The sequence below is a fragment of the Streptomyces sp. YKOK-I1 genome, from assembly GCF_054660435.1.
Window position 1 is genome coordinate 9133010 of record NZ_BAAGDR010000001.1, and the last position, 25525, is coordinate 9158534.

Below are 25525 nucleotides of genomic sequence, written 5' to 3' on the forward strand. Positions count from 1 at the left end.
GAGGAGGGCTAGCGCCCGGCGGCCGACGCGTGCAGGATCCGGGCCAGTTCGGCCGGGCGGGAGAACATCGGCCAGTGACCGGTGTTCATCTCCACCAGCTCCCAGTTCTCGTCCTTGAAGAGGTCCGCCACGGCCGGCGGCGGGGCGTCCCCGTCGAGCAGGCACTTGATGTACGTCGTGGGGAGATCGCCCGCGGAGCCCTTGAGTTCCGCCCCCTCGGTGAGGGTGGCGCCGGGGTGGGCGGTGGCCCTGGCGAGTATCCCGGCGATCTGCTCGTCGGTCAGGTCCTGGCCGGCGTAGTCCTCGGCGTCGAGCGGGAGCCAGACGCCGCCGTTCGCCTCGATCGACGCGCGGACGTGGTCGCTCGACCAGCTCGCCAGGAAGGACTCCCCGTCGAAGGGCACGTCCGCGTCCACGTACACCACCCTTCTGAGCCGGTCGCCGATCCGCTCGGCCGCCTGCCCCACCGGGATCCCCGAGTAGCTGTGCCCGACCAGCACCACGTCCCGCAGGCCGAGGCGCTCCACCTCGGCCACGACGTCCTCCACATGTGTCCGCTGCCCCGCGGGCTCCGCGGCCCGCTCGGCGAGCCCGGACAGCGTCAGGGGATGGGCCTCGTCCCCGGCGGCGCGCAACTCGGCCGCCACCTCGTCCCAGGCCCATCCACCCAGAAAGGCACCCGCCACCAGCACGAAATGAGTCATGCCCCCACGGTAGAGGCAGGGTCTGACAACGCCCCTCCGCCAACCGCCGCGCCCGGACCGGTGATCGGCGGAACCGGCACCTCCACGGTCCGGGCGAGGCGCGCGCCCTCGGGGCCGTACACCGCCCGGGGCTCGGGGAACAGCCGCAGCAGGGCCAGGTAGAGGACGGCGGCGACGGCCAGCGACAGCGGGAGGCTGATGTCGATGCCGTTCGCCAGATCGCCCAGCGGGCCGACGAACTGGCCCGGGATGTTCGTGAACAGCACACCGAGCAGGGCCGACACCCACCAGGCGGTCATACCGCGCCAGTTCCAGCCGTGCGCGAACCAGTACCGGCCGCCGCGCTGACGGCGGTTGAAGACCTGGAGGGCGTCCGGGTCGTACCAGCCGCGCCGGGTGTAGAAGCCCAGCATCATCACGACCATCCACGGCGTCGTACAGGTGATGATCATGGTGGCGAAGGTGGAGATGGACTGCACGAGGTCCAGGCCGAACCGGCCGATGAAGATGAACGCGATCGACAGCACGCCGACCAGCACGGTCGCCTGCACCCGCGACAGGCGCGGGAACACCGAGGAGAAGTCCAGCCCGGTGCCGTAGAGCGAGGTCGTGCCCGTGGACATGCCGCCGATCAGCGCCAGCAGACACACCGGCAGGAAGAACCAGCTCGGCGAGATCGCCAGCAGCCCGCCCACGAAGTCGGGGGCGGCCGGGTCGACGTACTCCGGGGCCTTGGCGGCGATGATGCTCGCGGTCGCGAGGCCGAAGACGAACGGCAGCAGCGTCGCGAGCTGGGAGAGGAACGCGGCGCCGATCACCCGGCGGCGCGGGGTGGCCGCCGGGATGTAGCGCGACCAGTCGCCCAGGAACGCGCCGAAGGACACCGGGTTGGACAGCACGATCAGCGCCGCGCCGATGAAGGAGGGCCAGAAGAGGGACTGCGTCGCCGCGTCGGCGGAGTCCGTGAAGACCCCCGCGTACGAGGCGTCGAAGTCACCGGCGAAGGCGATCGCCCCGAGCAGGAACAGCACGGTCGCCGAGGTCACCGCGACCTTGTTGACGAACAGCATGAACCGGAAGCCGTACACGCACACCGCGAGGACCAGTCCCGCGAACAGCGCGTACGCCACCCCGTAGGTGACGTTGCTCCGGGAGAGGCCGAAGAGCCGGTGCGCGCCGCCGACCAGCGCGTCGCCGGAGCTCCACACCGAGATGGAGAAGAAGGCGACCGCGGTCAGCAGGGACAGGAAGGAACCGACCACCCGGCCGTGCACACCGAGGTGCGCGGAGGAGGACACCGCGTTGTTGGTGCCGTTGACCGGGCCGAACACCGCCATCGGGCACAGGATCAGCGCTCCCGCGACCACGCCCAGGAGGGTGGCGGCGAGGCCCTGCCAGAAGGAGAGGCCGAAGAGGATCGGGAAGGCGCCGAGCACACAGGTGGAGAAGGTGTTCGCACCGCCGAAGGCGAGCCGGAACAGGTCGAACGGACTCGCCGAGCGTTCGGCGTCGGGGATGCGGTCCACACCATGGGTCTCGACCTCGGTGAGGGAGGGCGGCGCGGTGAGGGAGGTCTCGGGGGACGGCGGGGTCACGGGGGCTCCAGCAGCGGGCGGTCGACGGCGGAGCGCGGGGTGGCGCGGCGGGGAGCCGGACGCCGTCGCTGCCGCGGGGTGGGCGGCGCGGGCGGAGGCCGTCCGGGACGGGGTCTGCCGAACCTAAGCGGTGGGGCAGGACCCCGGCCAGTGGACGGATCATCCTTCTTCCTGGTCCCGGGTGGATGAATCGTCCCGAGTGGATGCGTCGTCCTGGGGGTCGGTCACCTCCCCCGTGTCGGGCCCCTGGGCCCGGACCCGCTGCACATGCTCCAGGGACTCGCGCAGCTCGGTGAGCCAGTCGTCGGTGTGCCGCTGGACCAGCCGGACGCACCAGGCGAGCGCCTCGCTGCGGCTGCGGGCCACGCCCCCGGCGATCAGCGTGTCCAGGACCTGCCGTTCGGGCTGCCGCAGCCGGGTCATCACCGGCGCCGCGACATGGGTGAACAGGGCCCGCTCCCCGTCGCACACCACGCCCCACGACACCTTGCGGCGGAACCGGTGCTCGGCGTCCCGGGCCACGGCCATCCGGGCCTCGCGCGTGCGCTCCCGGAACTCCTGGATCCGGGCCGTGACGGCGGCCTCCCGCTCGGCGGCCGGGGCGTCCCCGGCGAGCCGCGGCGCGGGCACCCGGCCGATCACGGTGATCTCCTCGCGGTCCACGACGACCTCGACGAGTTCCTCGAACAGGTCGTCGGGCAGCCGCCCGGCGAACCAGCCCCTCAGTTTGTCCCTCTGCTCCGAAGTAATCATGTAATGACGATTACTCCGCTGGTCCATGAACACAAGGGGTCGCGAAGGGGTCAGCCGAGAGCGGAAAGTGAGCAGGAGCGGAATGTTTCAGGCCGATTAACGAAGCCATCGAAACCAGCCATCTGGCCGACCGAAGAGATCATGAAGCGCTTGCTTCCGGGGTTGGAACGTTCGAATTCCGTGACTTCACGCCACTGATTCAATACGCAAGGTTACTGAAACGCATGGGGTCGATGTGAGTTTCGGCGGCGGACTCGGCAGACTCGCGGTCGCCGCGTTCGGCTCCGATCGGGTCGGCCGGCACACCCCGTAATCGAGCGGAAGGATGCACACAATGCGGAACACCGCGCGCTGGGCGGCGACCCTCGGCCTCACGGCCGCCACCGTCTGCGCACCCCTGACCGGGGCCGCGCTCGCCGCCCCGGCCGCCGCCCCCGCCTCGCTCTACGCCCCGTCCGCCCTGGTGCTGACCCTGGGCCACGGCGAGAGCGCCGCCACGGTGGGTGCCGCCCGTGCGGTCACCCTGAGCTGCGCGCCGGGGCCCTCCGGCACCCACCCCGCGGCCGCGCTCGCCTGTGCGGAGCTGCGCGCCGCCGGCGGCGACCTGGACGCCCTCGCGGGCCCGGGCGACGCCCTGTGCACCAAGCAGTACGCCCCGGTCGTCGTCACCGTCGACGGGGTGTGGCAGGGCAAGCGGGTCGCCTATGAGCGCACCTTCGCCAACGAATGTGTGAAGAACGCTGCCGGGAGCAGCCTCTTCGCCTTCTGAGACCGGGATCGCGTGGCTCCCGTGGACGCCGTGACCGGCCCGTGACGTGGGGAGTGCGGGCCAATGGACACGGGACGACCGTGATCTCGTAACCCAGGGGCCGGACGGGCGGAGTGGGGCCGCCCGCCGGTCCCTGGGGTCATTCCGTACGGCTGTCCGTGAGGCCGTCGGGCAGCGAGGCGAGCGGTGGGAAGCGCCCGAGCAGGCCCGTCGCGCGGAACAGCCGGTGCAGGGACGGCTGGTCGCAGACGACCCGCAGGCGGCCGCCGCCGCGCACCGCCCGGTCCTGGGCCCGGCACAGCACCCGCAGCCCCGAACAGTCGAAGAACTCCACCCCGCGCAGATCGACCAGGACGTCGACGGCCGTCGCGGCCGTCACCGCGTCGAGCTGGTCCGCGACGAACCCGGCCGTCGCCAGGTCTATCTCGCCCGTCAGCTCCACCACGGTGCAGGGGCCGTTGACACGAGTACGGGCGTGGGGATTGGCCGGTGGCGTCATGTCCGCTCCACCTCGGCAGGGGGCTTTCGGCGGCTCACGGGAACCGCTTTCGGAGCCGGTAGCTACCCCGTCGGGGCGCAGGGCATCCCTGCACGGCCGGGCGCAAGATCAAGTTCACTCGTCCCAGTGAATTTCCGGCATATCGCTTGTTGTCGGAGCTTCGGGGTGGTCTTCGAAGGGGTTGAGTTCGTCGGCGCGGGCCTCGGCGTCCTCTATCTCCCGCAGGACCGCCTCGAGCGCGGTCTCGGGCGGTTCGCGGTCGTCGGACATGGCCTGCTCCTCGGGTCGGGCGTCTTCGGGGCCCTTCAGTGTCGCGCGACGCGCAGCGGCACCGGCTCCGGGGGGCCCGGGGCCCCTTCGGCCAGGCCGCTGACCTGCGCCCACCAGGACGCGCCGTCCTCGATGTGCCGCAGCATGACGCCCTCGCGGATCGCCCAGGGGCAGACCGTGACCCTGCGCAGCCCGGTCAGCTTCATCGCCGTGTGCCCGACCACCGCCCCGGCCAGGCTCTGCGCGGCGCGCGGTGCGGAGATGCCGGGCAGCCGGGCGCGTTCCGCCGCCGGGAGTTCGGCCAGCCGTTCGATCGCGGTCCGCAGATCACGGCGGTGCAGGGTGCGCTCCACGAACGGACCGTGCCGGCCCGGCAGGGCCCCGCACAACCGGCCGAGCTGCTGGAAGGTGCGGGAGGTGGCCACGGCGGTGTGCGGGCCCTCCCAGCGGATCCGGGCGGCCACGTCCCTGAGCTGATGGCGGACCCTGCGCCGCAGCGCCCGGACCAGGTCCGGGGACGGCGGGTCCTGCCCGGTGAAGACGTCATGCGTCAGCCGGTTCGCCCCGAGCGGCAGCGAGGCCACGAAGTCCGGCAGCCGGCCCCGGCCGAACGCCACCTCGAACGAGCCGCCACCGATGTCCAGCAGCGCGAGCGGGCCGGACCGCCAGCCCATCCAGCGTCGGGCGCCGAGAAAGGTCAGCTCCGCCTCCAGCTCGCCCGGCATGGTGCACAGCGCGACCCCGGTCCGGGTGCGGACCGCCCGCAGCACCTCCGTCCGGTTGGGGGCGGCGCGCACCACGGCGGTGGCGAAGGCCAGCGGGCTCGCCGCACCCCACCGGTCCGCGGTCCGGGCCGCCGCGGCGACCGCGGTCACCAGCCGTTCGACGGACTCCTCCGGGACGGGCGCGCCCGGACCGACCTGTTCGGACAGCCGCAGCCGCCACTTCTCCGTGTGCACCGGGAGGGGCACCCCGCCCTCGGCGTCCGCCACCACCAGCCGTACCGTGTTCGACCCCACGTCCAGCACGCTGATTCTCATGGCCCGGCGCGTACCCAGAGGGCCGAATCCCTACGCCGGACGCGGTACGAAAGGAGCCACCGTCCCGCAGCGGACGGTGGCTCCTCGTGCTCCGGCGTTCCCCGTGCTCCGGTGTGCCCCGGTACGGATCTGCGGGACTACATGTGGACGACCGGTGCGGCGTCCGCGTCCAGCTCCGGCACCCCGCGGCGGAAGAGCGCGAACGCGATCACCGCGCCCGCCGCGAAGAGGCCCGCCGACCACCAGAAGGCGGTGGTGTAGCTCTCGATGGTCGCCTGCGCCTGGACCAGCTTGCTGGTGGCGTCCCGGCCGGCCAGGTAGTCGGTCGCGGCGCTCGCGGCGAGGGTGTTGAGCAGCGCGGTACCGATCGAACCGCCGACCTGCTGCATGGCGTTGACCGTCGCGGACGCCACCCCGGCGTCCTCCGCGGCGACCCCGCCGGTGGCCATCTGCATGGCGGGCGGCATGACCAGGCCGAGTCCGATGCCGGTGACGACCAGCTGCGGCAGCACCGCGGTCGCGTAGTCCGAGCCGACGCCGATCCCGGTCAGCCAGGCCATGCCGGCGGCGGCGATCGCGAAGCCCAGCGGGATGACCGCCTTCGGTCCCATCCGGGGCACCAGGACGGTCGTGCCGAGCTGGGCCGCCACCATCAGCGCGCCGACCATCGGCAGGAACGCCACACCGGTCTTCGTCGGGCTGAAGCCCAGGTTGAGCTGGAGGTAGTAGGTGAGGAAGAGGAACACGCCGAACATGCCGGCGCCGGAGATCAGCACGGCGAAGAAGGACGCGGCGCGGTTGCGGTCGAGCAGGATGCGCAGCGGCAGCAGCGGGTGCGCGGCGCGGGTCTGCCACCAGGCGAAGGCAGCCAGCAGCACCCCGCCGCCGATCAGGAAGCCCCAGGTCTCGGGGGAGCCCCAGTCGTGCGTCTCGGCGTTGGAGAAGCCGTAGACCAGAAAGAACAGTCCGGCGGCGACCAGGACCGTGCCGGGGACGTCGAGCTTGGAGTTCCCCGCGTCGCGGTGGTTGGTCAGCAGGACCCAGCCGCCCGCGAAGGCGAGGACGGCGATGGCCACGTTGACGTAGAGGGTCCAGCGCCAGTCCAGCGCGTCGGTCAGGACGCCGCCGAGCAGCAGGCCCACCGCGCCGCCCGCGCCGGCGATGGCGCCGTAGACGCTGAACGCCTTGGCCCGTTCCTTGGCGTCGGTGAACGTCGTGTTGAGCAGGGAGAGCGCGGCCGGGGCGAGCAGCGCGCCGAAGGCACCCTGGAGTGCGCGGGCGGTGACCAGCATCTCGAAGTTGGTGGCGGCGCCGCCCAGTGCGGAGACCGCGGCGAAGCCGACGACCCCGACGAGGAAGGCGGTCTTGCGTCCGAAGAGGTCGGCTATGCGGCCGCCGAGCAGCAGCAGCGAGGCGAAGGCCAGCGCGTAGGCGGTGACGATCCACTGCCGGTTGCCGTCGGAGAAGCCGAGGTCGGCCTGGGCCGAGGGCAGGGCGATGTTCACGATGGTGGCGTCCAGCACCACCATCAGCTGGGCCAGGGCGACGACCGCGAGGATCCACCACTTCTTGGCGGAGGCGGGCGGCGCCGGCTCGGTGCCCGTGCGGGCGCCGTCCGTCAAGGTCTTCGGGGGCATGCGGAACCACTCCAGGGAGGTCGGTGCGGTGGAGCAGGGGGAAGGGCAAAGAGCGCGTAAACGAAACGGTTTCGTACACATCGAGCCTAGACCACTCTGAGCGAAACGGCAAAGTTTCGTTAGGAGGGGTTGTGGGGCCGGCCGTAGCGTGGACCTCATGCCGGAACTTGCCGGAATCCACCAGGTGACGATCCCCGTCACCGACCTCGGCCGGGCGCGCGACTGGTACGGGCGGGTTCTCGGCCTCTCGGTCTCGCGGGAGTCCGCCGACGCCGAGGGAGTGCCGCGCGAGGTCGCCGGCCTGGTCCCGGGACTGGGAGACACCCTGCTCGCCCTGCGGGTCGCCCCGGCCGCGGTGCACGAGCGCCGGGACTTCGGCGCCGTGAGCCTCGCCGTGCGCGACCCGGCCGCCGTCGATGCCTGGGCCGCGCACCTCGACGCGCTCGGCGTCCCGCACGCCCCGGTCGTCGACGCGGCCCCGGGCCGGCTGCTGGCCTTCGCCGACCCCGACGGCATCCCCCTCCACCTCTGCAGCAGGGAGCAGCGCGGCATGGACCCCTCCGATCTCACAGGTGCCGCTGTGACCCTGGACGACGGCCGGCCCGCCGTCCGCTTCACCCGCACCTACGACCATCCGGTCGCCCGGGTCTGGCGGTTCGTCACCGACCCGGCCGAATTGGCCCACTGGTTCCCGTCCCGCGTGACGATGGACCTGCGCCCCGGCGGCACGATCCGCTTCAGCGGCGATCCGCATCTGCCGGAGTCGACCGGCCGGGTCCTCGCCGTGGACGCGCTCAGCCATCTGTCCTTCGCCTGGGGCGGCGACGAACTCCGCTTCGACCTGGAGCCGGAGGGCGACGAGCGCACCCGTCTCACCCTGACCGACGTCCTGGACCGCGCCGACGCCGCCGCACGCAACGCCGCCGGCTGGGAGGTGTGCCTGACCGCGCTGGACAGCCGCGCGACAGGCACCCCGGCGTCCTCACCCCACGAGGGCCCCCGCTCCTGGGAATCCTCCTACCGTGCCTACGTCGAGGCGGGCTTCCCCTCGGGCGCCCCGCTGCCCGACACCTCCTGACGAGCACGGGACGCCCGCCCCCGCTCTACGTCAGCTGCCGCCGTACCAGTTCGTGCAGGCGGCCGGTCGTGTCCGCGAGGAGTTCGGCGGGCGGGCCCTGTTGGGTGATTCTGCCGTTCTCCATCACCACGACCCGGTCGGCGTCCAGCACCGTCGACAGACGGTGGGCGATGACGATCCGGGTGGCGTTCAGCTTGCGGGTGCTCTCGATGACCGTGCGCTGGGTGTCGTTGTCGAGGGCGCTGGTCGCCTCGTCGAAGAAGAGGACACGGGGCCGGCGGATCAGCGCCTGGGCGATCATCAGCCGCTGGCGCTGGCCGCCGGAGACCGAGCCGCTGCCGGAGACGATGGTGTGCAGCCCCATCGGCATCCGCCGGATGTCCTCCGCGAGCCCCGCCAGCTCGGCCGCCGCCATCGCCTCCTCCGGCGTGTAGGCCCCGGTGCCGCAGATGACGTCCAGGATCGAGCCGGTGAACGGCTGGGCGTGCTGGAGCACCACCCCGCACTGCCGGCGCACCGCGGACTGATCGAGCGCGGCGAGGTCCTGACCGTCGTACAGCACCTGGCCCGAGACCGGCCTGTCGAAGCCGATGAGCAGGCGCAGCAACGTCGACTTGCCGCAGCCGCTCGGGCCCACCACCGCCACGAACTCGCCCGGCCGGACCTCGAAGGAGACGTCGTCGAGGACGAGCGGACCGTCGTCGGAGTAGCGGAAGGAGAGCCTGCGGGCCTCCAGGGCGCCGGACAGCGGGCCCGGGCGGGTGCTCGCCGTACGGACCTCCGGAGTCGCCTCCAGCACCGGGCGGATCTCCTCGAACAACGGCAGCGCCGCCACCGCCGAGACGAAGGCACCGGTCAGCGAGGTGACCGAGGTGAGCAGCATCGTCATCGACGTGTTGAAGGTGAGGAAGTCCGCCGCCGACAGCGCGCCCCGCGCCGGACCGGCCAGCAGCATGAACATCAGCAGCGAGCACAGCGGCAGATACACCGCGCCCAGCACCGTGGAGAGGTTCTTGATCCGGCCGAGGCGCTGCTGGAGCTCACGGCTGCGCGCGAACTGCTCCGCCCAGGCCGCGTACGCGTAGTTCTCGGCGGCCGCCACCCGCAGCTTCGGCAGGCCGCGCAGGGTCTGGAACGCCTGGTTGTTCAGCTTGTTGGAGAGCACCACCAGCCGCCGCTGCCAGCGCACCTGCCACAGCCCGAGCCCCAGGAACACCCCGGCGACGACGACCAGCATGCCGATCGCCGCCAGCGCCATCGGCACGCTGTACCAGAGCAGCAGCCCCAGGTTCATCGCGCCGACGGTGAGCGACTGCGCGACCGAGGGACCGAGTCCCGCCAGCAGCCGGCGGATCGCGCTGATCCCCATGGCGGCACTGGCCAGCTCACCCGTGGACCGCTCGGCGAAGAACCGCGTCGGCAGTCTCAGCAGCCGGTCCCACACCGCCGGCTGGAGGGTCGACTCGATCCGGCCCTCCAGCCGCAGGATGGTGAGGTTCTGCAACAGCGTGAACGCCGCCGCGACCACCCCGCCGACCATCACGGCCAGACACACCTGCACGATCAGCCCCGACTGCGCCTTCGGCACGTACTCGCCGAGCACCTTGCCCGTGGCGACCGGCACCAGCGCCCCGATCGCCACCGTCACCAGCCCGCTCAGCATCAGGTGCGTCAGATCGCCGCCGGTGCCCCGCATGCTGAACCGCAGCAGCCCCAGCGGGCTCGGCCTGCGGTCCGGCAGCGGACGGTAGAACATGACGGCCCGTGGCTCGAACTCCTCGGCGTTCGCCCTCTCGACCGGGGTCTCCCGTCCCGTCGACGGCTGTACGGCGACGTAACCGCCGCGCCGCCACAGCAGCGCGACCGGCGCCCCCGACAGCGTCCGCCGGCCGACCAGCGGGCCGACGTCGTCCCGCCACCAGCGCCCGTCGAGCCGTACCGCCCGGGTGCGCACCCGGGCGGCCAGCGCCACCTGCTCGACCGGGTCGAGACGGTCCTCCGCGGCCCCCGTCCGCGTCGGCTCCACGAGCGCGATCCCGGCCGCCCCGGCGACCAGCCGGCACGCGGCGAAGGTGGCGTCCGCGTCGGCGGACGTGGTGCGCCGGGCCGTCTTCGCGCCGATCGAGGCGAGCAGCGTCCGGTCGGCCCGGTCACGGACCGCCTCGCCCGCCTTGATGCCCGCGGCGGCCCGGGTCTCATGGGTGCGCTCCAGCTGCTCGATCCAGCGGTCCAGCGTGGTCAGCAGGCGGTACTGCTGGTCGACCATGCTCTGCCACACCGCCGGGTCCATCAGCAGATCGGCGGCCGCCTCCGCGCCGTACAGGGACCCGTACTGCACACTGCCCGGCGGAACCTGCATCCAGAACACGTCGTCGTCCGTCACCGACGCCGGTCTCTCCGTCGCCGTCGGCGCCTGGAAGAGGACGGACAGGCCGCGGCCGACGCCCAGGGCGAGCGCGTACTCCAGCGGGCTCGACGTCGGCGGTACGTACTGGGGGTTGCCGTACGCGTCGTAGGACCAGGTCTGGGTCCCGGCCGGCTGGTACAGCTCCCGCAGGCCGATGCGGTGCACCACGCAGTCCCGCAACGGCCGGGCCACGAGCGTGTGCTGAGGTCCGGCGACCGGGCCCAGCAGCAGCGCCCCCGCCTCCAGCCGCCCCAAGTGGTGCCAGTGGCCCTGCTGTCCGGCGTCCACCGCGAACAGGTCCAGCGCGCCGGACACGACGAGCCACAGCGCCTGCGGGCCTTCGAGGTCGAGGCGGCCGAAGCCCGTGCAGTCGATGCGCGCGCCCATCCCGCCCAGCGCGCCCAGGACGACGTCACCGTCGGACATGGCGGTCACCGCTCCCTGACCAGCGCCGCGTACGCGCCGCCGCGCGCGACGAGTTCCTCGTGCCGTCCCCGCTCCACGATCGTGCCGTGCTCGAGCACCACGATCTCGTCGCTGTCGCGGACCGTGCTCAGCCGGTGGGCGATCACCACACAGGCGCAGCCGCGCCGGCGCAGGTTGTCCATGACCACCAGCTCGGTCTCCGCGTCCAGCGCGCTGGTCACCTCGTCCAGGACCAGGACGCTGGGCCGGCGCACCAACGCCCGTGCGATCTCCAGGCGTTGCCGCTGACCGCCGGAGAAGTTGCGGCCGTCCTGCTCCACCCGGCCGGCGATGCCACCGGGCCGGCGCATCACGACGTCGTACAGCGCCGCGTCCCGCAGCGCCTCGATCACCGCCTCGTCCGGGATCGACGGGTCCCACAGCGCCACGTTGTCGCGGACCGTGCCCTCGAAGAGGAACACCTCCTGGTCGACGAAGGAGACGGAGGAGGCGAGCGCCCCGCGCGGGATGTCCTCCAGCCGCTGTCCGTCGATCCGGATCACGCCCTCCCACGGTGTGTACAGGCCCGACAGCAGCCGGGAGACCGTCGACTTCCCGCTGCCCGAGCCGCCGACCAGCGCCACCTGCCGCCCGGGGCCGACGGTCAGGTCGAAGCCCGACAGGAGGGGCTTGTCCAGCGGGCTGTAGCCGAAGGCGATGTTCTCCAGCTCGACGTGCCCCCGGAGCCGGCGCGTGGAGTCGGCGCCGGCGCGGCGGTCGTAGAGCGGGTCGGCGCGGAAGCTCTCCACGTCCTTGAGCCGGGCCACGTCGGCCGCGAAGTCCTGGATGCGGCCCGCCACACCGTTCAGCCGGGTCAGCGGGGCCGTGAAACGGGCGACCAGCGCCTGGAAGGCGACCAGCAGACCCACGGAGAGATGGCCCTCGATGGCCCGCATCCCGCCGATCCACAGGATCAGCGCGCTGTTGAGGGTGGCGAGCGTCGGCGCGACCACGCCCAGCCAGGCGCTCGGCACCCCGAGCCGCTGCTGCTCCTCCAGCGTGGTGGCGTGCTGCCCGGCCCACTTGCGGAAGTAGCCGTCCTCCCCGCCGGTCGCCTTCATCGTCTCGATCAACTGGAGCCCGGTGTAAGCGGTGTTGGTGAGCCGTGCGGTGTCCGCCCGCAGTTTCGCCGTACGCGTGGCACGCAGCCGGACGACGACCCGCATGGCGACGATGTTCAGGAGCGCCACCCCGATGCCGACGAACGTCAGCTGCGGGTCGTAGGTGTAGAGGAGGACGGCGTACAGGACGACGACGATCGCGTCCACGCCCGCCGAGGCCAGATCACGGGCCAGGGTCTCGGCGACGGCGTCGTTCGACTGGAGCCGCTGCACCAGGTCGGCCGGGCTGCGCTGGGAGAAGAAGGTCACCGGCAGCCGCAGCAGATGGCGCAGGAAGCGGGCGCTGGAGAGGGTGGAGGAGATGATACGGCCGTGGTGGAGGTTGGCCTGCTGGAGCCAGGTCAGCGCGACGGTCAGCAGGACGCAGGCGCCCATCGCCGTGAACAGCGTCTCCAGCAGCGAGGTCTGACCGCCGATCAGGAACATGTCGATGTAGGTCCGGCTCAGCGCCGGGACGGCGGCGCCGACCAGCACCAGCAGCAGACTCGCCAGCACGGCGGCCGGCAGGGTGCCCGCCGTGCCGCGCAGCCGGGCCGGCAGGGCGCCCAGCACCCCCGGCCGGCGCCCGCCCCGCTCGAACCCCTCGCCCGGCTCCAGTACCAGCACGACCCCGGTGAAGCTGCCGTCGAAGTCCTCCATCGGCACGAACCGCCGGCCCTTGCCGGGGTCGTTGACGAACACGCCGCGGCGGCCGAAGCGGCGGCCCATGCCGTCGTAGACGACGTAGTGGTTGAACTCCCAGAAGAGGATCGCGGGGGCCCGTACCTCGGCGAGGGCCGCCAGATCCATCTGCATGCCCTTGGCGGTGAGGCCGTAACCGCGCGCCGCCTTCAGCAGGTTGCCGGCCCGCGAGCCGTCGCGCGAGACCCCGCACGCGATCCGCAGCTCCTCCAGCGGGACATGCCGGCCGTAGTGGCCGAGGACCATCGCGAGGGAGGCGGCGCCGCACTCCACGGCCTCCATCTGCAGGACGGTGGGGGTGCGGACGCTCTTCGCCCCGGCCCGGGGGACCGTGCGCCGGGGCGGCGCCGCCCGTCTCCGGCTCCGGGTCTGCTCGGCGGTGGTCACGGAAGCAGCCAATCGACGGGTCGCTGGTCGGCCAGCCGGATCGCACCCGTGGCCATGGTCAGGGAACTGAGCTCGTACGGCGGCCCGTCGGCGGAGGACCACCGGTAACCGCTCTTCGTGGAGGCCGACTTGTCGAGCCGCACGAGAACCGCCACCGGACGCCCGTCCTCGGTGAACTGCTCGCCGAGCCCGCTGTCGCCGAGGAACGCGGAGATCTGCTGGGCCGACTGGGCCGTGCGGTCCACCGACTTCACATGGCCGCGCAGCACGCCGTACTCCTGGGCGGGCACGGTCTGCACGGTGAGGTCGACGGCCGCGTCCTCGGGGATCGACGCGGCGCTTCCGGCCGGCACGTACACGGTGGCGTACAGCGGGTCGTCGGCGTCGGCGACCTTCTCCACGGCGGCGACGTTCGCGCCGGTGGCGATGATCTGTCCGAGGGAGGCGGCGAGGGCGGTGATCCGGCCGGCGGCGACCGTGCGGACCACGGCCTCGCCGTCGGCCGTACGGACCTTCAGCACCGGCGAGTCGGCGGGCAGCCGCTCGCCCTCCTTCGCGAGGACGGCGGTGACCTGGCCGGCCGCCGGGCTCTGCAGGATGTAGCTGCCCTCGCCGTGGGTCAGCACGGCGGGCGCGCTCACCGTGGTGGCGACCGAGCCGGTCACCGCCCAGCCGGAGGCGGCCGCCATGACGGCGACGGTCACGGCCAGCACCAGCCGGCCCTGAGGGCGCGCGAAACGCACCGGGAGGTCGAGTTCCTCCGGTGACTGGAGCTTGGTGAGGGCCTGTTGGCGGAACTGCACGGGCGCTTCTTCCGGGTCGGGACGCCGACGAGTCCCGGAGCCGGGTGAGGGCTCCGGGACTCAGAAGGTCACACGGGGTGCGGTCAGAGACCGGCGACCAGGTTGGTGACCGGGGCGGTGTTCAGGCCGGTGACACCCTCGACGGTGCCGACGACCGTGTCGACCAGGCCGGAAACCGGGGCGACGCCGTCCACCAGGCCGGTGACGGTGCCGAGGGCGTTCACGGACAGACCGCCGGAGACGTTGTCGAGGTCCGCGTCGGAGATCTCGACGGTCTCAACCTGGGGGGTGGAGTTCATGGTGGAACTTCCCTTCATATGGATATTCACAAGGGGGGAGCGGCCCCCTCTGGGGACAGACGACGGCCGCGACCGTGGGGGCCGGACCCCCGTTTCCGGGAGGCGTCCGAGCCCTGCGGTGCGATGGATGAAAGCAGGTCCGCGGGGCGCGGTTCCAATCAATCACCGGCCTCACCTGGGAACTTGCCGCACGGGAGGGGCGAACGGTGCAGGCGCGCGCACGACTTGTCGCCGACTCCTTCACGACTCGGGCCGGATTCACCCGGGTTCGCTCGGATGAGCGGCGGGGGCCGTCACGGCGAATCCGACACTCCTGCCCCAATGACGTGAGCGGGATCCGGGAGTTGTGCAGAATCCCCGCTTCCGGTGACCCCCTTGGGTAATCGATGTGCAGATTCTCCGACGGGCGCGGACCGTGACGCTCCGCTCACCGACGGTGCGTCCCGCGGGGTGGCCGGGACTGCCGGGATCGAGACATCCGATCCGTCAGGGGACTGTGGGGCGGCTGTGCGCCTGGCGGGATTTCGATGCCCGTGTCCTGGAAGGATCCCGTCTGCTTCGACGGTGGTCGTCGCGGTTTGGGGGGTTCTCGCCCCATGGCCCGGTCAGGGCACGGTCATGGCCGATTCCGCATTGCGCAAAGGAAGTTGGCAAACGCGATTGAACGCATCCCGCGCCCCCCGCGTACTCAAGGCCAACCAGGCGCCGCTGTACGGAGCTGCCGACGACCGGCAGCCAGACCCCGTCCCCCAGGAGGTCGAGTTTTTTGAGTCACAAGCGAGTCACGAAGCGCAATGCCATCATCGCCGCCGGCGGTGTCGCGGCGCTCGGAGCGGCGGCCATCTTCCTTCCGCAGGCCAACGCCTCCCAGGACGGCTCGAACAACGCCGCCTCCGTGAAGGCCCTGAAGGCGGGCGACGCCTCGGACCTCGCCGCACAGCTCCAGGAGCTGCTCGGTGACGCCTTCGCCGGTTCGTACTACGACTCCGACGGCCAGCAGCTCGTCATCAACGTCATCAACGTCGAGGGCGACGACATCAACATCGACGGTGACAAGAACCAGGTCATCGTGCAGGCGGAGGAGGCGGGCGCCAAGGTCCGCCAGGTCGACAACAGCACGGCCGAACTCGAGGCGGCCGCGGCGACGTTGAAGAAGGATGCGACCATCCCGGGCACCGCCTGGGCCGTCGACCCCAAGACGAACAAGATCCTCGTCACCGCCGACTCCACGGTCACCGGCAACAACTGGGACCAGGTCCAGTCCACGGTCGCGAAGCTCGGCTCGGGCATGGCGACCCTCAAGAAGTCGGCCGGCACCTTCTCCACCAAGGTCTCCGGCGGCGACGCCATCTTCGCCCAGGCGGAGGGCGGCACGGTCCGCTGCTCGCTCGGTTTCAACGTCACCGCCAGCGACGGAAGCCCGGCCTTCCTGACCGCCGGTCACTGCGGCGTGGCCGCCAAGGAGTGGTCCGACTCCGAGACCGGGCAGCCGATCGCCACGGTCGACCAGGCGACCTTCCCCGGCAGTGACTTCGCACTCGTGAAGTACGACGACGCGAACACCCAGGCGCCGAGCGAGGTCAATGTCGGTCAGCAGACCGTCGCCATCTCGCAGGCCGCCGACGCGGTCGTGGGCACCCAGGTCTTCCGGATGGGCAGCACCACCGGCCTCAACGACGGCCAGGTGCTCGCCCTCGACGCCACGGTCAACTTCCAGAGCGAGACCGACCCCAACGGTGTCGACACCGTCAACGGCCTCATCCAGACCGACGTCTGTGCCGAGCCCGGCGACAGCGGCGGCCCCCTGTTCACCCAGGACGGCCAGGCGATAGGCCTGACCTCGGGCGGCAGCGGTGACTGCACCGCCGGCGGCGAGACCTTCTTCCAGCCGGTGACCACCGCCCTCGAGGCGACCGGCGCGACCCTCGGCGACGGCGGCGGTGTGGGCGCCGGTGACGCGGTCGGCGGCGACGACAACGCCGGCGCGGGTGCCGTGGACGAGAACGGTGACGGTATCGACGACAACACCGGCGAGGCCATCCAGGGCGGCGACGAGCAGGCCGGTGCCGTGGACGAGAACGGTGACGGTATCGACGACAACACCGGCGAGGCCATCCAGGGCGGCGACGACGCCGGTGCGGGTGCCGTGGACGAGAACGGCGACGGCATCGACGACAACACCGGCGAGGCCATCGACGGCAACGGAGCCGAGAACCAGAACGGCGCCGAGGAGAACAACAACGGTGTCGAGGGCGGCTCGGGCGTGAACGAGTCGCACTGACCACTGACACCTGCTGAACGGTCCGGCCCTCCGGCGGGGGCCGGACCGTTCATGTCGTCAGCTCGCCCGCAGCAACAGCAGCGCCACGTCGTCGATCCGCTCCTCCGCCGCCGCGTACGGCCCCACCAGATCGTCGGCCAGCTCCTCCAGCGGACGGTCACCGCCCTCGCCCAGCCGTCGGCCCAGCTCGGCGACCGCGTCCTCGATGTCCACCCCGGGCGACTCGATCAGCCCGTCCGTGTACAGGGCGAGCACACAGCCGGGGGCGAGCTCCACCTCCGTCGTCGGATAAGCCGCCGACCCGTCGATGCCCAGCAGCGGACCGCCCGCGAGGTCGAGCACCCGCACCTGTCCGTCCGCCCGGCGCAGCAGCGGCGGCGGATGCCCGGCCCGCGCCATCACCGCCCGCCCGCGCGCCGGGTCCAGCCGCAGATACAGACAGCTCGCGAACAGATCGGACCCCAGGTCGATCAGCAGCCGGTTGGTGCTGCGCATCACCTCCGCCGGCTCCTGCCCGACGGTCGTGTACGCCCGTACGGCCGTCCGGAGCTGCCCCATCAGCCCCGCCGCCGTCACGTTGTGGCCCTGGACGTCCCCGATCACCGCCGCCGCCAGCGGCCGGGACGGCACCAGGTCGTAGAAGTCGCCGCCGATCTCCATGCCCCGGGTGGCCGGCAGATAGCGGGCGGTCGCCCGCACCCCGGGCAGTTCCGGCAGCGTGTGGGGGAGCAGGGCCGCCTGGAGACCGTGGGCGAGCTGGTGCTTGACGTCGTACAGCAGTGCCCGGTCCAGGGCCTGCGCGATCAGCCCGGCCAGACTCGTCAGCACCGCCCGTTCGTGCGTGGAGAACTCACGCGGCCGCCCGTACGCCAGCACACAGGCGCCCACCGGACGCCCCGAGGCGATCAGCGGCAGATACGCCCACGCCTCGAAGCCGTCCGGGCTGGACCGCTTGGCCGGATAGAGCTGCTCCAGCTGCCGCCGGGACGCGAAGAACGACGGGACGCCGTGCGCCACGGCGTGCGCCCCCGGCGAGGGGGCCGACAGCGGCATCCCCTCGTACCGCTCCACCGTGTGCGGGTCGGGATAGCCGTGATGGCCCAGCACATGCAGCCGTCCCGCCCGCGCCCCGAGCAGCGCCAGCGCCTGACTGCCCACGGTCGGCGCGATCTCGTCCGCGACCAGCCCCACCACGTCCTGCACGGTCACCGTCTCGGTGAGCGCCCCCGCCAGACTCAGCGCCTGCGACATCGACACCAGCCGGGTCGGCGCGTCCCCCGGCCGGGCCGGCGAGGGCTTCGGCTCCGACACGTTCCGGGCCCGGGTGATCCGGACGCTGATCCCCGTGATGCTCGGGTACAGCCGGAACGACAGCCAGTCCTTGGGCGGCCGCAGCGCCACGAACGACACCGGCGCCTGCCCGATCAGCGCCGCCCGGTAGCGCTCCTCGTACGAGGGATCGTTGAGCCAGGGCACCGCGGCCCACAACTGCACCCCCAGCAGCCGCCGCACCGGCACCCCGAGCAGATCCGCCGCCGCCGTGTTGGCGAAGCCCACCCGGCCGCTCAGATCCAGCGAGCACAGCCCGTACGGCAGCCGGGCCACCATCCGCGCCGCCTCCACCGTGCCGAGGGTGTCCGCGGTCCCGCCGATCGACCAGGCGTCCATCAGATCGGACTCGACCCGCAGGGCGCGGTTCTCCGCCGCCGTCCGCTCCAGCCGCACCGCCAGCCGCTCACAGCCCGCGGTCAGCTCCTCGCGCTCCCGCTCGGACAGCTCCGGCGGGTGCGAACCGGGCCAGGTCACGTACACCGCCCCGTACACCCTCGACTCCGTCGCCACCGGCATCGCCGCCAGCGCGAAGGGATACGGCAGGACGACCGCGATCCGCGGGTACCGGCGGGCCATGTCCTCCTCCCCGCCGACCCACACCAGCCGCCGCTCCCGGACCGCCTCCGCCACCGGGATCGGCGCGTTCAGCCCGACCCGCTCCCAGGGCGCCGAGAAGGAGCGGGGCAGCCCCGCCGTCACCGCCATCTGGAGCACTTCCTCCTCGCCCGGCCGCAGGTACACGGCACCCGAGTGCGCGCCGACCGCGTCCATCATCGAGGTCAGCGCCAGGGACAGCAGCGGCCTGCCGACCGGCGTCCGCACGGCGGCCGCCGTCTGACCGGCCTGGATCCCGTCGGACACGGTGCCCACCTCCTCGGCCCACCGACCACCCCGGGTTCCCGCTCCAAATCTGCCCCCTACCGGGCGAGGGCGCACGGCGAACGCGCCGCGGCGGGGCGTGGACGGCCCCGCCGTGAGGAGGGGCTGCGCCCGGGTCCCATACGCGCTGTAATTGCGGACGTGGTCAGTGAGGGTGCTGCGGGGCGCGGAGCGGGACCCGTGCGCGCCGAAGTCGCCCTCAAGACGATCACGGCCGATCCCGCCGCCCCGGACCGCGCGCGGCGCGTCCTGGAACAGGCGCTCGTCTTCACCGGGGCGTCCCTCGCGGCCCTCTACGCACCCGGCGAGGACGCCGGACCGCTCCGGCTGACCGAGTCCGCCGGTGTGCCCGGGGCCCTGTACGGACTGCGCGAGAGCTATCCCGCCGACGGCCGCTCCCCGGTCGCCGACGCCCACCGCACCGGGCGGCCGGTGTGGCTCGGCCCGGACCACCTCGCCGAGGGCGCCCCGGACGTCCGGCTGGCCGCCCTGCCGGTGCCCGGCGACGGCGGACGTCTGCTGCTCGCCGTCAGCGAGCGCCCCACCGGCTTCGACGGCGACGACCGCACCTGCCTCGCCCTCGTCGCGGAAGCCCTCGCCGCGCCCGCACCCCCCGCCCCCGACACGGAGGACGAACCCGGCGCCGGCTCCTTCGGCCTCGCCATGGACACCGGTCGCGTCGAGGTCGGCGACGCGCTCCTGGAGCTGTTCGGCATGGACCGGCAGGACTTCGACGGCCGGGTGGAGACCCTCCTCGCCCGCACCGTCCCCGAGGACCTGCCCTCGCTGATGTCCGTCGTCGAGGCCGACCACATGTCGATCGGCGACCGCGAACTGGAGTTCCGGGTGCTCCGGCCCGACGGCCCGCCCCGCTGGCTGCGGCTGCGCGGCCGGCTGCTGCCCGGCGGGGAGGACCGGCCGCCCCGGCTCGTCGGCACCGTCGCCGACGCCTCCAGCCTGCGCGCCGAGGTCACCGACGTGGCCCGGGTGCAGCGCCTGGCCGCCGCCCTCGCCACCGCCGGCACCGTCCGGGACGTCAGCCAGGCCGTCGTCACCGCCCTGCGCGAGCCGCTGCGCGCCGACCGGATCGCCCTCGCCGAACTGGAGAACGACCGGCTCGTCGTCATCGTCCTCGACCCGCCCGACCCCGAGGCCTGGCCCGAGCTGTGGCGCTCGGAATGGCGCGGCGAATGGCCCGACGCACCCGTGCGCGCCATGCCCACCCTCGCCGCCGCGCTGCGCGAGGGCCGCGCCCGGATCTGGCCCGCCGGCGCCGGCGAGCTGGAACCCGCCCTCGCCGAGGTCGGCCCCGGCGGCCTCGCCGTCCTGCCGCTGCCCGCCGCCGGCCGGACATTGGGCGCCTGTCTCATCGGCTGGGACAGCCCGCACGACTTCGGCCCCGACGAACGCGCCCTGCTCACCGCCTCCGCCGGGCTCGCCGGACAGGCCCTGCTGCGCGCCCACGCCTTCGACGCCGAGCACGAACTCGTCGGCATGCTCCAGCGCCAGCTCCTCCCGCGCCGGCTGCCCGTGCTCCCCGGTGGGGTCGCCGTCGCCCGCTATCTGCCCGCCACCGCCGGGCTGGAGGTCGGCGGCGACTGGTACGACGTGATCCCGCTGCCCGACCACCATGTGGCCCTCGTCATCGGCGACGTCCAGGGCCACAGCGCCGGTGCCGCCACCCTGATGGGCCAGATGCGCACCGCGCTGCGCGCCTACGCCGCCGAGGGCCACCCGCCGGACGTGGTCGTCGCCCACTCCAACCGGCTGCTGACCGAGCTGGAGACCGACCTCTTCGCCACCTGCGCCTACGTGGACATCGACATGGAGTCCGGCACCGGCTGGTGCGTACGGGCCGGACACCCGCCACCGGTGCTGCGCCACCCGGACGGCGCAACCGAGCTGGCCGAGGGCGAGGGCGGCCCGCCGCTCGGCGTGCTCGACCGCACCGAGTTCCCGATGACCCCGCTCAGGCTGCTGCCCGGCACGGTGATCGCCCTGACCACGGACGGCCTCGTGGAGTCCGCCCAGCTCGACATCGACACCGGCCTGGCCCGGCTCGCCCAGGAGCTGTCCGCCTCCGACCCCGCGGATCTGGGTCTGGTGGCCGACGCCCTGCTCGCCGGCGCCCACCGCGCGGACGACGTGGCCCTGCTGCTGATGCGCTACGACGGCATGGCGGTCAAACCCCTGCGCGAGGGCTGGACCGTGTGGCGCGTGCCCGAGGCCGCCCGCCAGGCCCGCCGCTTCACCCGGCGCACCCTGCGCTCCTGGGGCGTGACCGGGGACGCCGTCGACACGGCCCTGCTCGTGGTCTCCGAACTCGTCACCAACGCCCTGGTGCACACCGACGGCCGGGTCCGCCTCGACCTCACCCTGGCCGGCAACCGGCTGCGGGTGGCCCTCACCGACACCTCGCCCCGCACCCCCGTCAAACCCAACCTCGGCTGGGAGGCCACCGGCGGCCGCGGCATCCTCCTCGTCGAGGCCGTCTCCGAGACCTGGGGCACGCTCCCGGTCAGCGGCGGCAAACAGGTGTGGGCCGAGCTTCCCCTGGACCGCTGACCCCTGGACCGCTGACCGTTGACGTGTCCGTGCCCCGGTACCCCGTCCGGGATGCGCTCCGGCCCGGAATGGAACATCGTCAGGGGTGAGGACCAAAGGCAGACAACCACCACGATCCAGGCATCCCGGGGTTACGGGGGCAGAGGTGAGGCGATGAAGGCTCTCGTGCTGTCCGGCGGTGCCGGTACCCGACTCCGGCCGATCACCCACACCTCGGCCAAACAGCTCGTCCCCGTGGCCAACAAGGCCGTGCTCTTCTACGGCCTGGAGGCCATCGCCGCCGCGGGCGTCACCGAGGTCGGGGTGATCGTCGGCGACACGGCCGACGAGATCCGCGCGGCCGTCGGCGACGGCTCCCGCTTCGGCCTCGCCGTCACCTACATCCCGCAGGAGCGGCCCCTCGGCCTCGCCCACGCGGTCATGGTGGCCCGCGACTACCTCGGCGACGACGACTTCGTGATGTACCTGGGCGACAACTTCATCGTCGGCGGCATCACCGACCTCGTCGACGAGTTCCGCAGGGTCCGCCCCGCCGCCCAGATCCTCCTCACCCGGGTCCCCGACCCGCGCTCCTTCGGCGTCGCCGAACTCGACGCGGACGGACAGGTCGTCGGTCTGGAGGAGAAACCCGACCGGCCCAAGAGCGACCTCGCCCTGGTCGGCGTCTACCTGTTCACCCCGGCCATCCACGCGGCCGTGCACACGATCCGGCCCTCCCGGCGCGGCGAGCTGGAGATCACCCACGCCATCCAGCGGCTGATCGACGACGGCGCCGACGTCCGCTCCACGATCATCAAGGGCTACTGGAAGGACACCGGGAACGTCGTCGACATGCTGGAGGTCAACCGGACCGTCCTGGAGGGCCTCGAACCCCGGATCGACGGCGAGGTCGACGAGGCCTCCGAGACCGTCGGCCGGGTGGTCGTCGAGGCGGGCGCCCGGATCGTCAACTCACGTGTCGTCGGCCCCGTCGTCATCGGCGCGGGCACCGAGGTCCGCGACTCCTACGTCGGCCCCTTCACCTCCGTCGCGGAGAACTGCCGGATCACCGACAGCGAGCTGGAGTTCTCCATCGTGCTGCGCGACTCCTCCATCGACGGCGTGGGCCGCATCGAGAACTCCCTGATCGGCCGGCACGTGGAAGTCACCCCGGCGCCCGGCGTGCCGAGTGCCCACCGTCTCGTCCTCGGCGACCACAGCAAGGTACAGATCCACACATGAACCTCCTCGTCACCGGAGCCGCCGGCTTCATCGGCTCCACGTACGTCCGCGGCCTCCTCGCCCGCGACACCGCCCTCGACATCACCGTCCTGGACAAGCTGACCTACGCGGGCACCCTCACCAACCTGCCGGCCGGCCACCCCCGGCTGGAGTTCGTGCAGGGCGACATCTGCGACGCCGACCTCGTCGACAAGCTGGCCGCCGACGCCGACCAGATCGTGCACTTCGCCGCCGAGTCCCACGTGGACCGCTCCATCGAGGGCGCCGGGACGTTCGTCCGCACCAATGTGCTCGGCACGCAGACCCTGCTCGACGCGGCCCTGCGGCACGGTGTCGGACCGTTCGTGCACGTCTCCACCGACGAGGTCTACGGCTCCATCGAGACCGGCTCCTGGCCCGAGGGCCACCCGCTCGGCCCCACCTCCCCGTACTCCGCGTCCAAGGCGTCCTCCGACCTGATCGCGCTCGCCTACCACCGCACCCACGGCCTGGACGTACGGGTCACCCGCTGCTCCAACAACTACGGCCCGCACCAGTTCCCCGAGAAGGTCATCCCGCTGTTCGTGACCCACCTCCTCGACGGCGAGCGGGTCCCCCTGTACGGCGACGGACGCAACGTCCGCGACTGGCTGCACGTCGAGGACCACTGCCGGGGCGTCGACCTCGTGCGCACCCAGGGCCGCCCCGGCGAGGTCTACAACATCGGCGGCGGCACCGAACTCAGCAACCGGGAGCTGACCGGGCTGCTGCTGGCGGCCTGCGACGCCGACTGGGACCGCGTCGACCACGTGCCCGACCGCAAGGGCCACGACCTGCGCTACAGCGTCGACTGGACCAAGGCCCGCACCGAACTCGGCTACCGGCCCCGGCACGACTTCACGGCCGGTCTCGCCGACACCGTCGCCTGGTACCGGGACCACCGCGACTGGTGGGAGCCGCTGAAACGGGGAGCGCGGACCGTATGAGATGGCTCGTCACCGGCGCCGCCGGACTGCTCGGCCGCGACACCGTCGCGGAACTCGCCCGGCGCGGCGAGGAGGTGACCGGCCTCGACCACGCCGGCCTGGACATCACCCGCCCGGACCAGGTGGACCGGGCCGTCGCCGCGCAGCGGCCCGACCTCGTCGTCAACTGCGCCGCCTACACCGCCGTCGACGACGCCGAGAGCGACGAGGCCCGCGCGCTGCGGATCAACGGCGACGGCCCCCGGCTGCTCGCCCGGGCCTGCGCCGCGCACGGCGCCCGGCTGATCCACGTCTCCACCGACTACGTCTTCGCCGGCGACGCCACCGTCCCCTACCCGGAGGACCACCCCCCGGCCCCGCGCACCGCCTACGGCCGCACCAAACTCGCCGGCGAGCGGGCCGTCCTCACCACCCTCCCGGCCGCCTCCGTCGTCCTGCGCACCGCCTGGCTCTACGGCGTCCACGGCCCCAGCTTCGTGCGGACCATGCTCGGTCTGGAGGCCCGCCGGGACACCCTCGACGTCGTCGACGACCAGCGCGGCCAGCCCACCTGGAGCGCCGACGTCGCCGCCCGGATCGCCGACCTGGGCCCACGCACCGGCCGTACCGCCACCGGCATCCTGCACGCCACCGCCGCAGGCGAGGCCAGCTGGTACGAGCTGACCCGCGAGATCTTCCGCCTGATCGACGCCGACCCCGACCGGGTGCGCCCCACCACCAGCGACGCCTTCCCCCGGCCCGCCCCGCGCCCCGCCTACAGCGTGCTCGGCCACGGCCGCTGGCGGGAGACCGGCCTGCGCCCCCTGCGGGACTGGCGCACCGCCCTGCACACCGCACTGCCGCTCATCCGCAAGGAGACCCAAGGAGTCCGTTCGTGAAACGCCATGAGTTCCTCCGGGAACTGCACAAGGTCACCGCCACCCGCAACTACCTGGAGATCGGCGTCAACGACGGCCGCAGCCTGCGGTTGTCCCGGGTCCCCAGCATCGCCGTCGACCCCGCGTTCAAGGTGACCTCCGAGATCCGCTGCGACGTCCATCTGGTGAAGGCCACCAGCGACGACTTCTTCGCCCGCGACAACCCCCTCCAGCACCTCAGGGGAGGCCGGCACCCATGGCGCAACCTGCGCCGCGGCCGCCCGGCCCTCGGCCACTGGCGGCGCCCCGTCCTCGACCTCTCCTTCATCGACGGCATGCACCTGTTCGAGTACGCGCTGCGCGACTTCATCAACGTCGAGCGGCACTCCGACTGGGCGAGCGTGATCGTCTTCGACGACATGCTGCCGCGCAGCGCCGACGAGGCGGCCCGCGACCGCCACACCACCGCCTGGACCGGCGACGTCTACAAACTCACCGAGATCCTCGCCCGCCACCGCCCCGACCTCGTCACGGTCCTCGTCGACACCCAGCCCACCGGCCAGCTCCTCGTCTTCGGCGCCGACCCGCGCAGCCGGGTACTGAGTCAGCGGTACGACGAGATCCTCGCCGAGTTCGACGTGCCCGACCCGCAGAAGGTCCCCGAGACGGTCCTCGACCGCGTCCGCGCGGTCCCACCGGAGACCCTCCTGCAGGCCGGCTTCTGGCGCCCCCTGACCCGGGCCCGCAACCGCCACCTGCCCCGCACCCGAGGCTGGGACGCCCTGCGCACCGCCCTGACCCAGGTATCAGTCGCCCCCTGACCACCGACGGAGTCCCCGCGCCCCCTCTGGCCAGGGGCGCGGGGATTCCGCCGGCTCTTTGGGGGCGTGGTTTTTTGGGGGCGCGGGGAACTGCGC

Annotated in this window: 20 protein-coding genes and 1 pseudogene; 9 read left to right on the forward strand and 12 right to left on the reverse strand. The window is 72.7% G+C overall.

What is annotated here, in order from left to right; translation table 11 throughout:
* Positions 1-8: 8 nt before the first annotated feature.
* From ACYQ8Q_RS40720 to ACYQ8Q_RS40730, 3 genes are all read right to left on the reverse strand, one after another.
* A complete protein-coding gene (locus tag ACYQ8Q_RS40720; RefSeq protein WP_460071929.1) occupies positions 9-704 on the reverse strand; it encodes an alpha/beta fold hydrolase in 696 nt (231 codons plus the stop codon).
* Complete coding sequence (locus tag ACYQ8Q_RS40725) at positions 701-2299, reverse strand: purine-cytosine permease family protein (RefSeq protein ID WP_460071930.1); 1599 nt, start codon at positions 2297-2299, stop codon at positions 701-703. The genes ACYQ8Q_RS40720 and ACYQ8Q_RS40725 overlap by 4 nt, the downstream gene beginning before the upstream one ends.
* Before the next feature lie 159 nt (positions 2300-2458).
* On the reverse strand, positions 2459-3052 hold the full coding sequence (locus ACYQ8Q_RS40730; protein ID WP_460071932.1) for a hypothetical protein: 594 nt from the start codon (positions 3050-3052) through the stop codon (positions 2459-2461).
* A gap of 334 nt (positions 3053-3386) precedes the next feature.
* Between ACYQ8Q_RS40730 and ACYQ8Q_RS40735 the strand changes: the two genes are divergently transcribed.
* The gene (locus ACYQ8Q_RS40735) at positions 3387-3821 is read left to right on the forward strand and encodes a protease inhibitor (protein WP_460071934.1); all 435 of its coding nucleotides are present in this window, start codon (positions 3387-3389) and stop codon (positions 3819-3821) included.
* Between the two features lie 139 nt (positions 3822-3960).
* Here ACYQ8Q_RS40735 and ACYQ8Q_RS40740 read toward each other — a convergent pair whose 3' ends face one another.
* The 4 genes from ACYQ8Q_RS40740 to ACYQ8Q_RS40755 form a co-directional block, all read right to left on the reverse strand.
* Positions 3961-4320 (reverse strand): STAS domain-containing protein, encoded by a 360-nt coding sequence (locus tag ACYQ8Q_RS40740; RefSeq protein WP_460071936.1) that lies wholly within the window; start codon positions 4318-4320, stop codon positions 3961-3963.
* A 114-nt stretch (positions 4321-4434) separates the two neighbouring features.
* Entirely contained in the window at positions 4435-4590 is a 156-nt protein-coding gene (locus ACYQ8Q_RS40745; protein ID WP_460071938.1) for a hypothetical protein, read from the reverse strand.
* Between the two features lie 35 nt (positions 4591-4625).
* A complete protein-coding gene (locus ACYQ8Q_RS40750; protein WP_460071939.1) occupies positions 4626-5630 on the reverse strand; it encodes a Ppx/GppA family phosphatase in 1005 nt (334 codons plus the stop codon).
* 137 nt (positions 5631-5767) lie between these two features.
* Positions 5768-7267 carry an MFS transporter gene (locus ACYQ8Q_RS40755; RefSeq protein ID WP_460071941.1) on the reverse strand — a complete coding sequence of 500 codons (1500 nt, stop codon included), beginning with the start codon at positions 7265-7267 and terminating at the stop codon, positions 5768-5770.
* A gap of 157 nt (positions 7268-7424) precedes the next feature.
* Between ACYQ8Q_RS40755 and ACYQ8Q_RS40760 the strand changes: the two are divergent.
* Both ACYQ8Q_RS40760 and ACYQ8Q_RS40765 read left to right on the forward strand, forming a co-directional pair.
* Positions 7425-7778, forward strand: a pseudogene (locus ACYQ8Q_RS40760) (VOC family protein); the annotation flags it as partial.
* A 39-nt stretch (positions 7779-7817) separates the two neighbouring features.
* Positions 7818-8345, forward strand: a complete 528-nt coding sequence (locus ACYQ8Q_RS40765; protein ID WP_460073699.1) for an SRPBCC family protein — start codon at positions 7818-7820, stop codon at positions 8343-8345.
* 25 nt (positions 8346-8370) lie between these two features.
* Here ACYQ8Q_RS40765 and ACYQ8Q_RS40770 read toward each other — a convergent pair whose 3' ends face one another.
* The 4 genes from ACYQ8Q_RS40770 to ACYQ8Q_RS40785 all read right to left on the reverse strand — a co-directional run bounded on the left by ACYQ8Q_RS40770 (position 8371) and on the right by ACYQ8Q_RS40785 (position 14508).
* A complete protein-coding gene (locus ACYQ8Q_RS40770) occupies positions 8371-11178 on the reverse strand; it encodes an NHLP bacteriocin export ABC transporter permease/ATPase subunit (protein ID WP_460071943.1) in 2808 nt (935 codons plus the stop codon).
* A 5-nt stretch (positions 11179-11183) separates the two neighbouring features.
* The gene (locus tag ACYQ8Q_RS40775; protein WP_460071944.1) at positions 11184-13406 is read right to left on the reverse strand and encodes an NHLP family bacteriocin export ABC transporter peptidase/permease/ATPase subunit; all 2223 of its coding nucleotides are present in this window, start codon (positions 13404-13406) and stop codon (positions 11184-11186) included.
* On the reverse strand, positions 13403-14209 hold the full coding sequence (locus ACYQ8Q_RS40780) for an HlyD family efflux transporter periplasmic adaptor subunit (RefSeq protein ID WP_460071945.1): 807 nt from the start codon (positions 14207-14209) through the stop codon (positions 13403-13405). The genes ACYQ8Q_RS40775 and ACYQ8Q_RS40780 overlap by 4 nt, the downstream gene beginning before the upstream one ends.
* An 83-nt stretch (positions 14210-14292) precedes the next feature.
* A complete protein-coding gene (locus ACYQ8Q_RS40785; RefSeq protein WP_055631607.1) occupies positions 14293-14508 on the reverse strand; it encodes a hypothetical protein in 216 nt (71 codons plus the stop codon).
* Between the two features lie 766 nt (positions 14509-15274).
* Here ACYQ8Q_RS40785 and ACYQ8Q_RS40790 point away from each other — a divergent pair.
* Entirely contained in the window at positions 15275-16789 is a 1515-nt protein-coding gene (locus ACYQ8Q_RS40790) for a S1 family peptidase (RefSeq protein WP_460071947.1), read from the forward strand.
* Positions 16790-16846: 57 nt separating this feature from the next.
* Here the strand turns inward: ACYQ8Q_RS40790 and ACYQ8Q_RS40795 are convergent, their stop codons facing one another.
* The gene (locus ACYQ8Q_RS40795; protein WP_460071949.1) at positions 16847-18991 is read right to left on the reverse strand and encodes a SpoIIE family protein phosphatase; all 2145 of its coding nucleotides are present in this window, start codon (positions 18989-18991) and stop codon (positions 16847-16849) included.
* Between the two features lie 150 nt (positions 18992-19141).
* On the opposite strand from ACYQ8Q_RS40795, the gene ACYQ8Q_RS40800 reads away from it, so the two are divergent.
* The 5 genes from ACYQ8Q_RS40800 to ACYQ8Q_RS40820 all read left to right on the forward strand — a co-directional run bounded on the left by ACYQ8Q_RS40800 (position 19142) and on the right by ACYQ8Q_RS40820 (position 25429).
* The gene (locus ACYQ8Q_RS40800; RefSeq protein WP_460071951.1) at positions 19142-21565 is read left to right on the forward strand and encodes a SpoIIE family protein phosphatase; all 2424 of its coding nucleotides are present in this window, start codon (positions 19142-19144) and stop codon (positions 21563-21565) included.
* Between the two features lie 153 nt (positions 21566-21718).
* Positions 21719-22786, forward strand: coding sequence for a glucose-1-phosphate thymidylyltransferase (locus tag ACYQ8Q_RS40805; protein ID WP_460071953.1), 1068 nt, complete (start codon positions 21719-21721; stop codon positions 22784-22786).
* On the forward strand, positions 22783-23751 hold the full coding sequence (gene rfbB, locus ACYQ8Q_RS40810) for a dTDP-glucose 4,6-dehydratase (RefSeq protein WP_460071955.1): 969 nt from the start codon (positions 22783-22785) through the stop codon (positions 23749-23751). Before ACYQ8Q_RS40805 ends, rfbB begins: the two co-directional genes overlap by 4 nt.
* Positions 23748-24629 (forward strand): dTDP-4-dehydrorhamnose reductase, encoded by an 882-nt coding sequence (gene rfbD / locus ACYQ8Q_RS40815; RefSeq protein ID WP_460071956.1) that lies wholly within the window; start codon positions 23748-23750, stop codon positions 24627-24629. Before rfbB ends, rfbD begins: the two co-directional genes overlap by 4 nt.
* Positions 24626-25429, forward strand: coding sequence for a class I SAM-dependent methyltransferase (locus ACYQ8Q_RS40820; protein ID WP_460071958.1), 804 nt, complete (start codon positions 24626-24628; stop codon positions 25427-25429). The genes rfbD and ACYQ8Q_RS40820 overlap by 4 nt, the downstream gene beginning before the upstream one ends.
* Positions 25430-25525 lie beyond the last annotated feature (96 nt).

Bases quoted from the DNA above. Each gene is read 5' to 3' on its own strand.
- ACYQ8Q_RS40720 (WP_460071929.1), bottom strand. From the start codon at position 704: ATGACTCATTTCGTGCTGGTGGCGGGTGCCTTTCTGGGTGGATGGGCC.
- ACYQ8Q_RS40730 (WP_460071932.1), bottom strand. From the start codon at position 3,052: ATGATTACTTCGGAGCAGAGGGACAAACTGAGGGGCTGGTTCGCCGGG.
- ACYQ8Q_RS40735 (WP_460071934.1), top strand. From the start codon at position 3,387: ATGCGGAACACCGCGCGCTGGGCGGCGACCCTCGGCCTCACGGCCGCC.
- ACYQ8Q_RS40740 (WP_460071936.1), bottom strand. From the start codon at position 4,320: ATGACGCCACCGGCCAATCCCCACGCCCGTACTCGTGTCAACGGCCCC.
- ACYQ8Q_RS40745 (WP_460071938.1), bottom strand. From the start codon at position 4,590: ATGTCCGACGACCGCGAACCGCCCGAGACCGCGCTCGAGGCGGTCCTG.
- ACYQ8Q_RS40750 (WP_460071939.1), bottom strand. From the start codon at position 5,630: ATGAGAATCAGCGTGCTGGACGTGGGGTCGAACACGGTACGGCTGGTG.
- ACYQ8Q_RS40755 (WP_460071941.1), bottom strand. From the start codon at position 7,267: ATGCCCCCGAAGACCTTGACGGACGGCGCCCGCACGGGCACCGAGCCG.
- ACYQ8Q_RS40765 (WP_460073699.1), top strand. From the start codon at position 7,818: ATGGACCCCTCCGATCTCACAGGTGCCGCTGTGACCCTGGACGACGGC.
- ACYQ8Q_RS40770 (WP_460071943.1), bottom strand. From the start codon at position 11,178: ATGTCCGACGGTGACGTCGTCCTGGGCGCGCTGGGCGGGATGGGCGCG.
- ACYQ8Q_RS40785 (WP_055631607.1), bottom strand. From the start codon at position 14,508: ATGAACTCCACCCCCCAGGTTGAGACCGTCGAGATCTCCGACGCGGAC.
- ACYQ8Q_RS40805 (WP_460071953.1), top strand. From the start codon at position 21,719: ATGAAGGCTCTCGTGCTGTCCGGCGGTGCCGGTACCCGACTCCGGCCG.
- rfbB (WP_460071955.1), top strand. From the start codon at position 22,783: ATGAACCTCCTCGTCACCGGAGCCGCCGGCTTCATCGGCTCCACGTAC.
- rfbD (WP_460071956.1), top strand. From the start codon at position 23,748: ATGAGATGGCTCGTCACCGGCGCCGCCGGACTGCTCGGCCGCGACACC.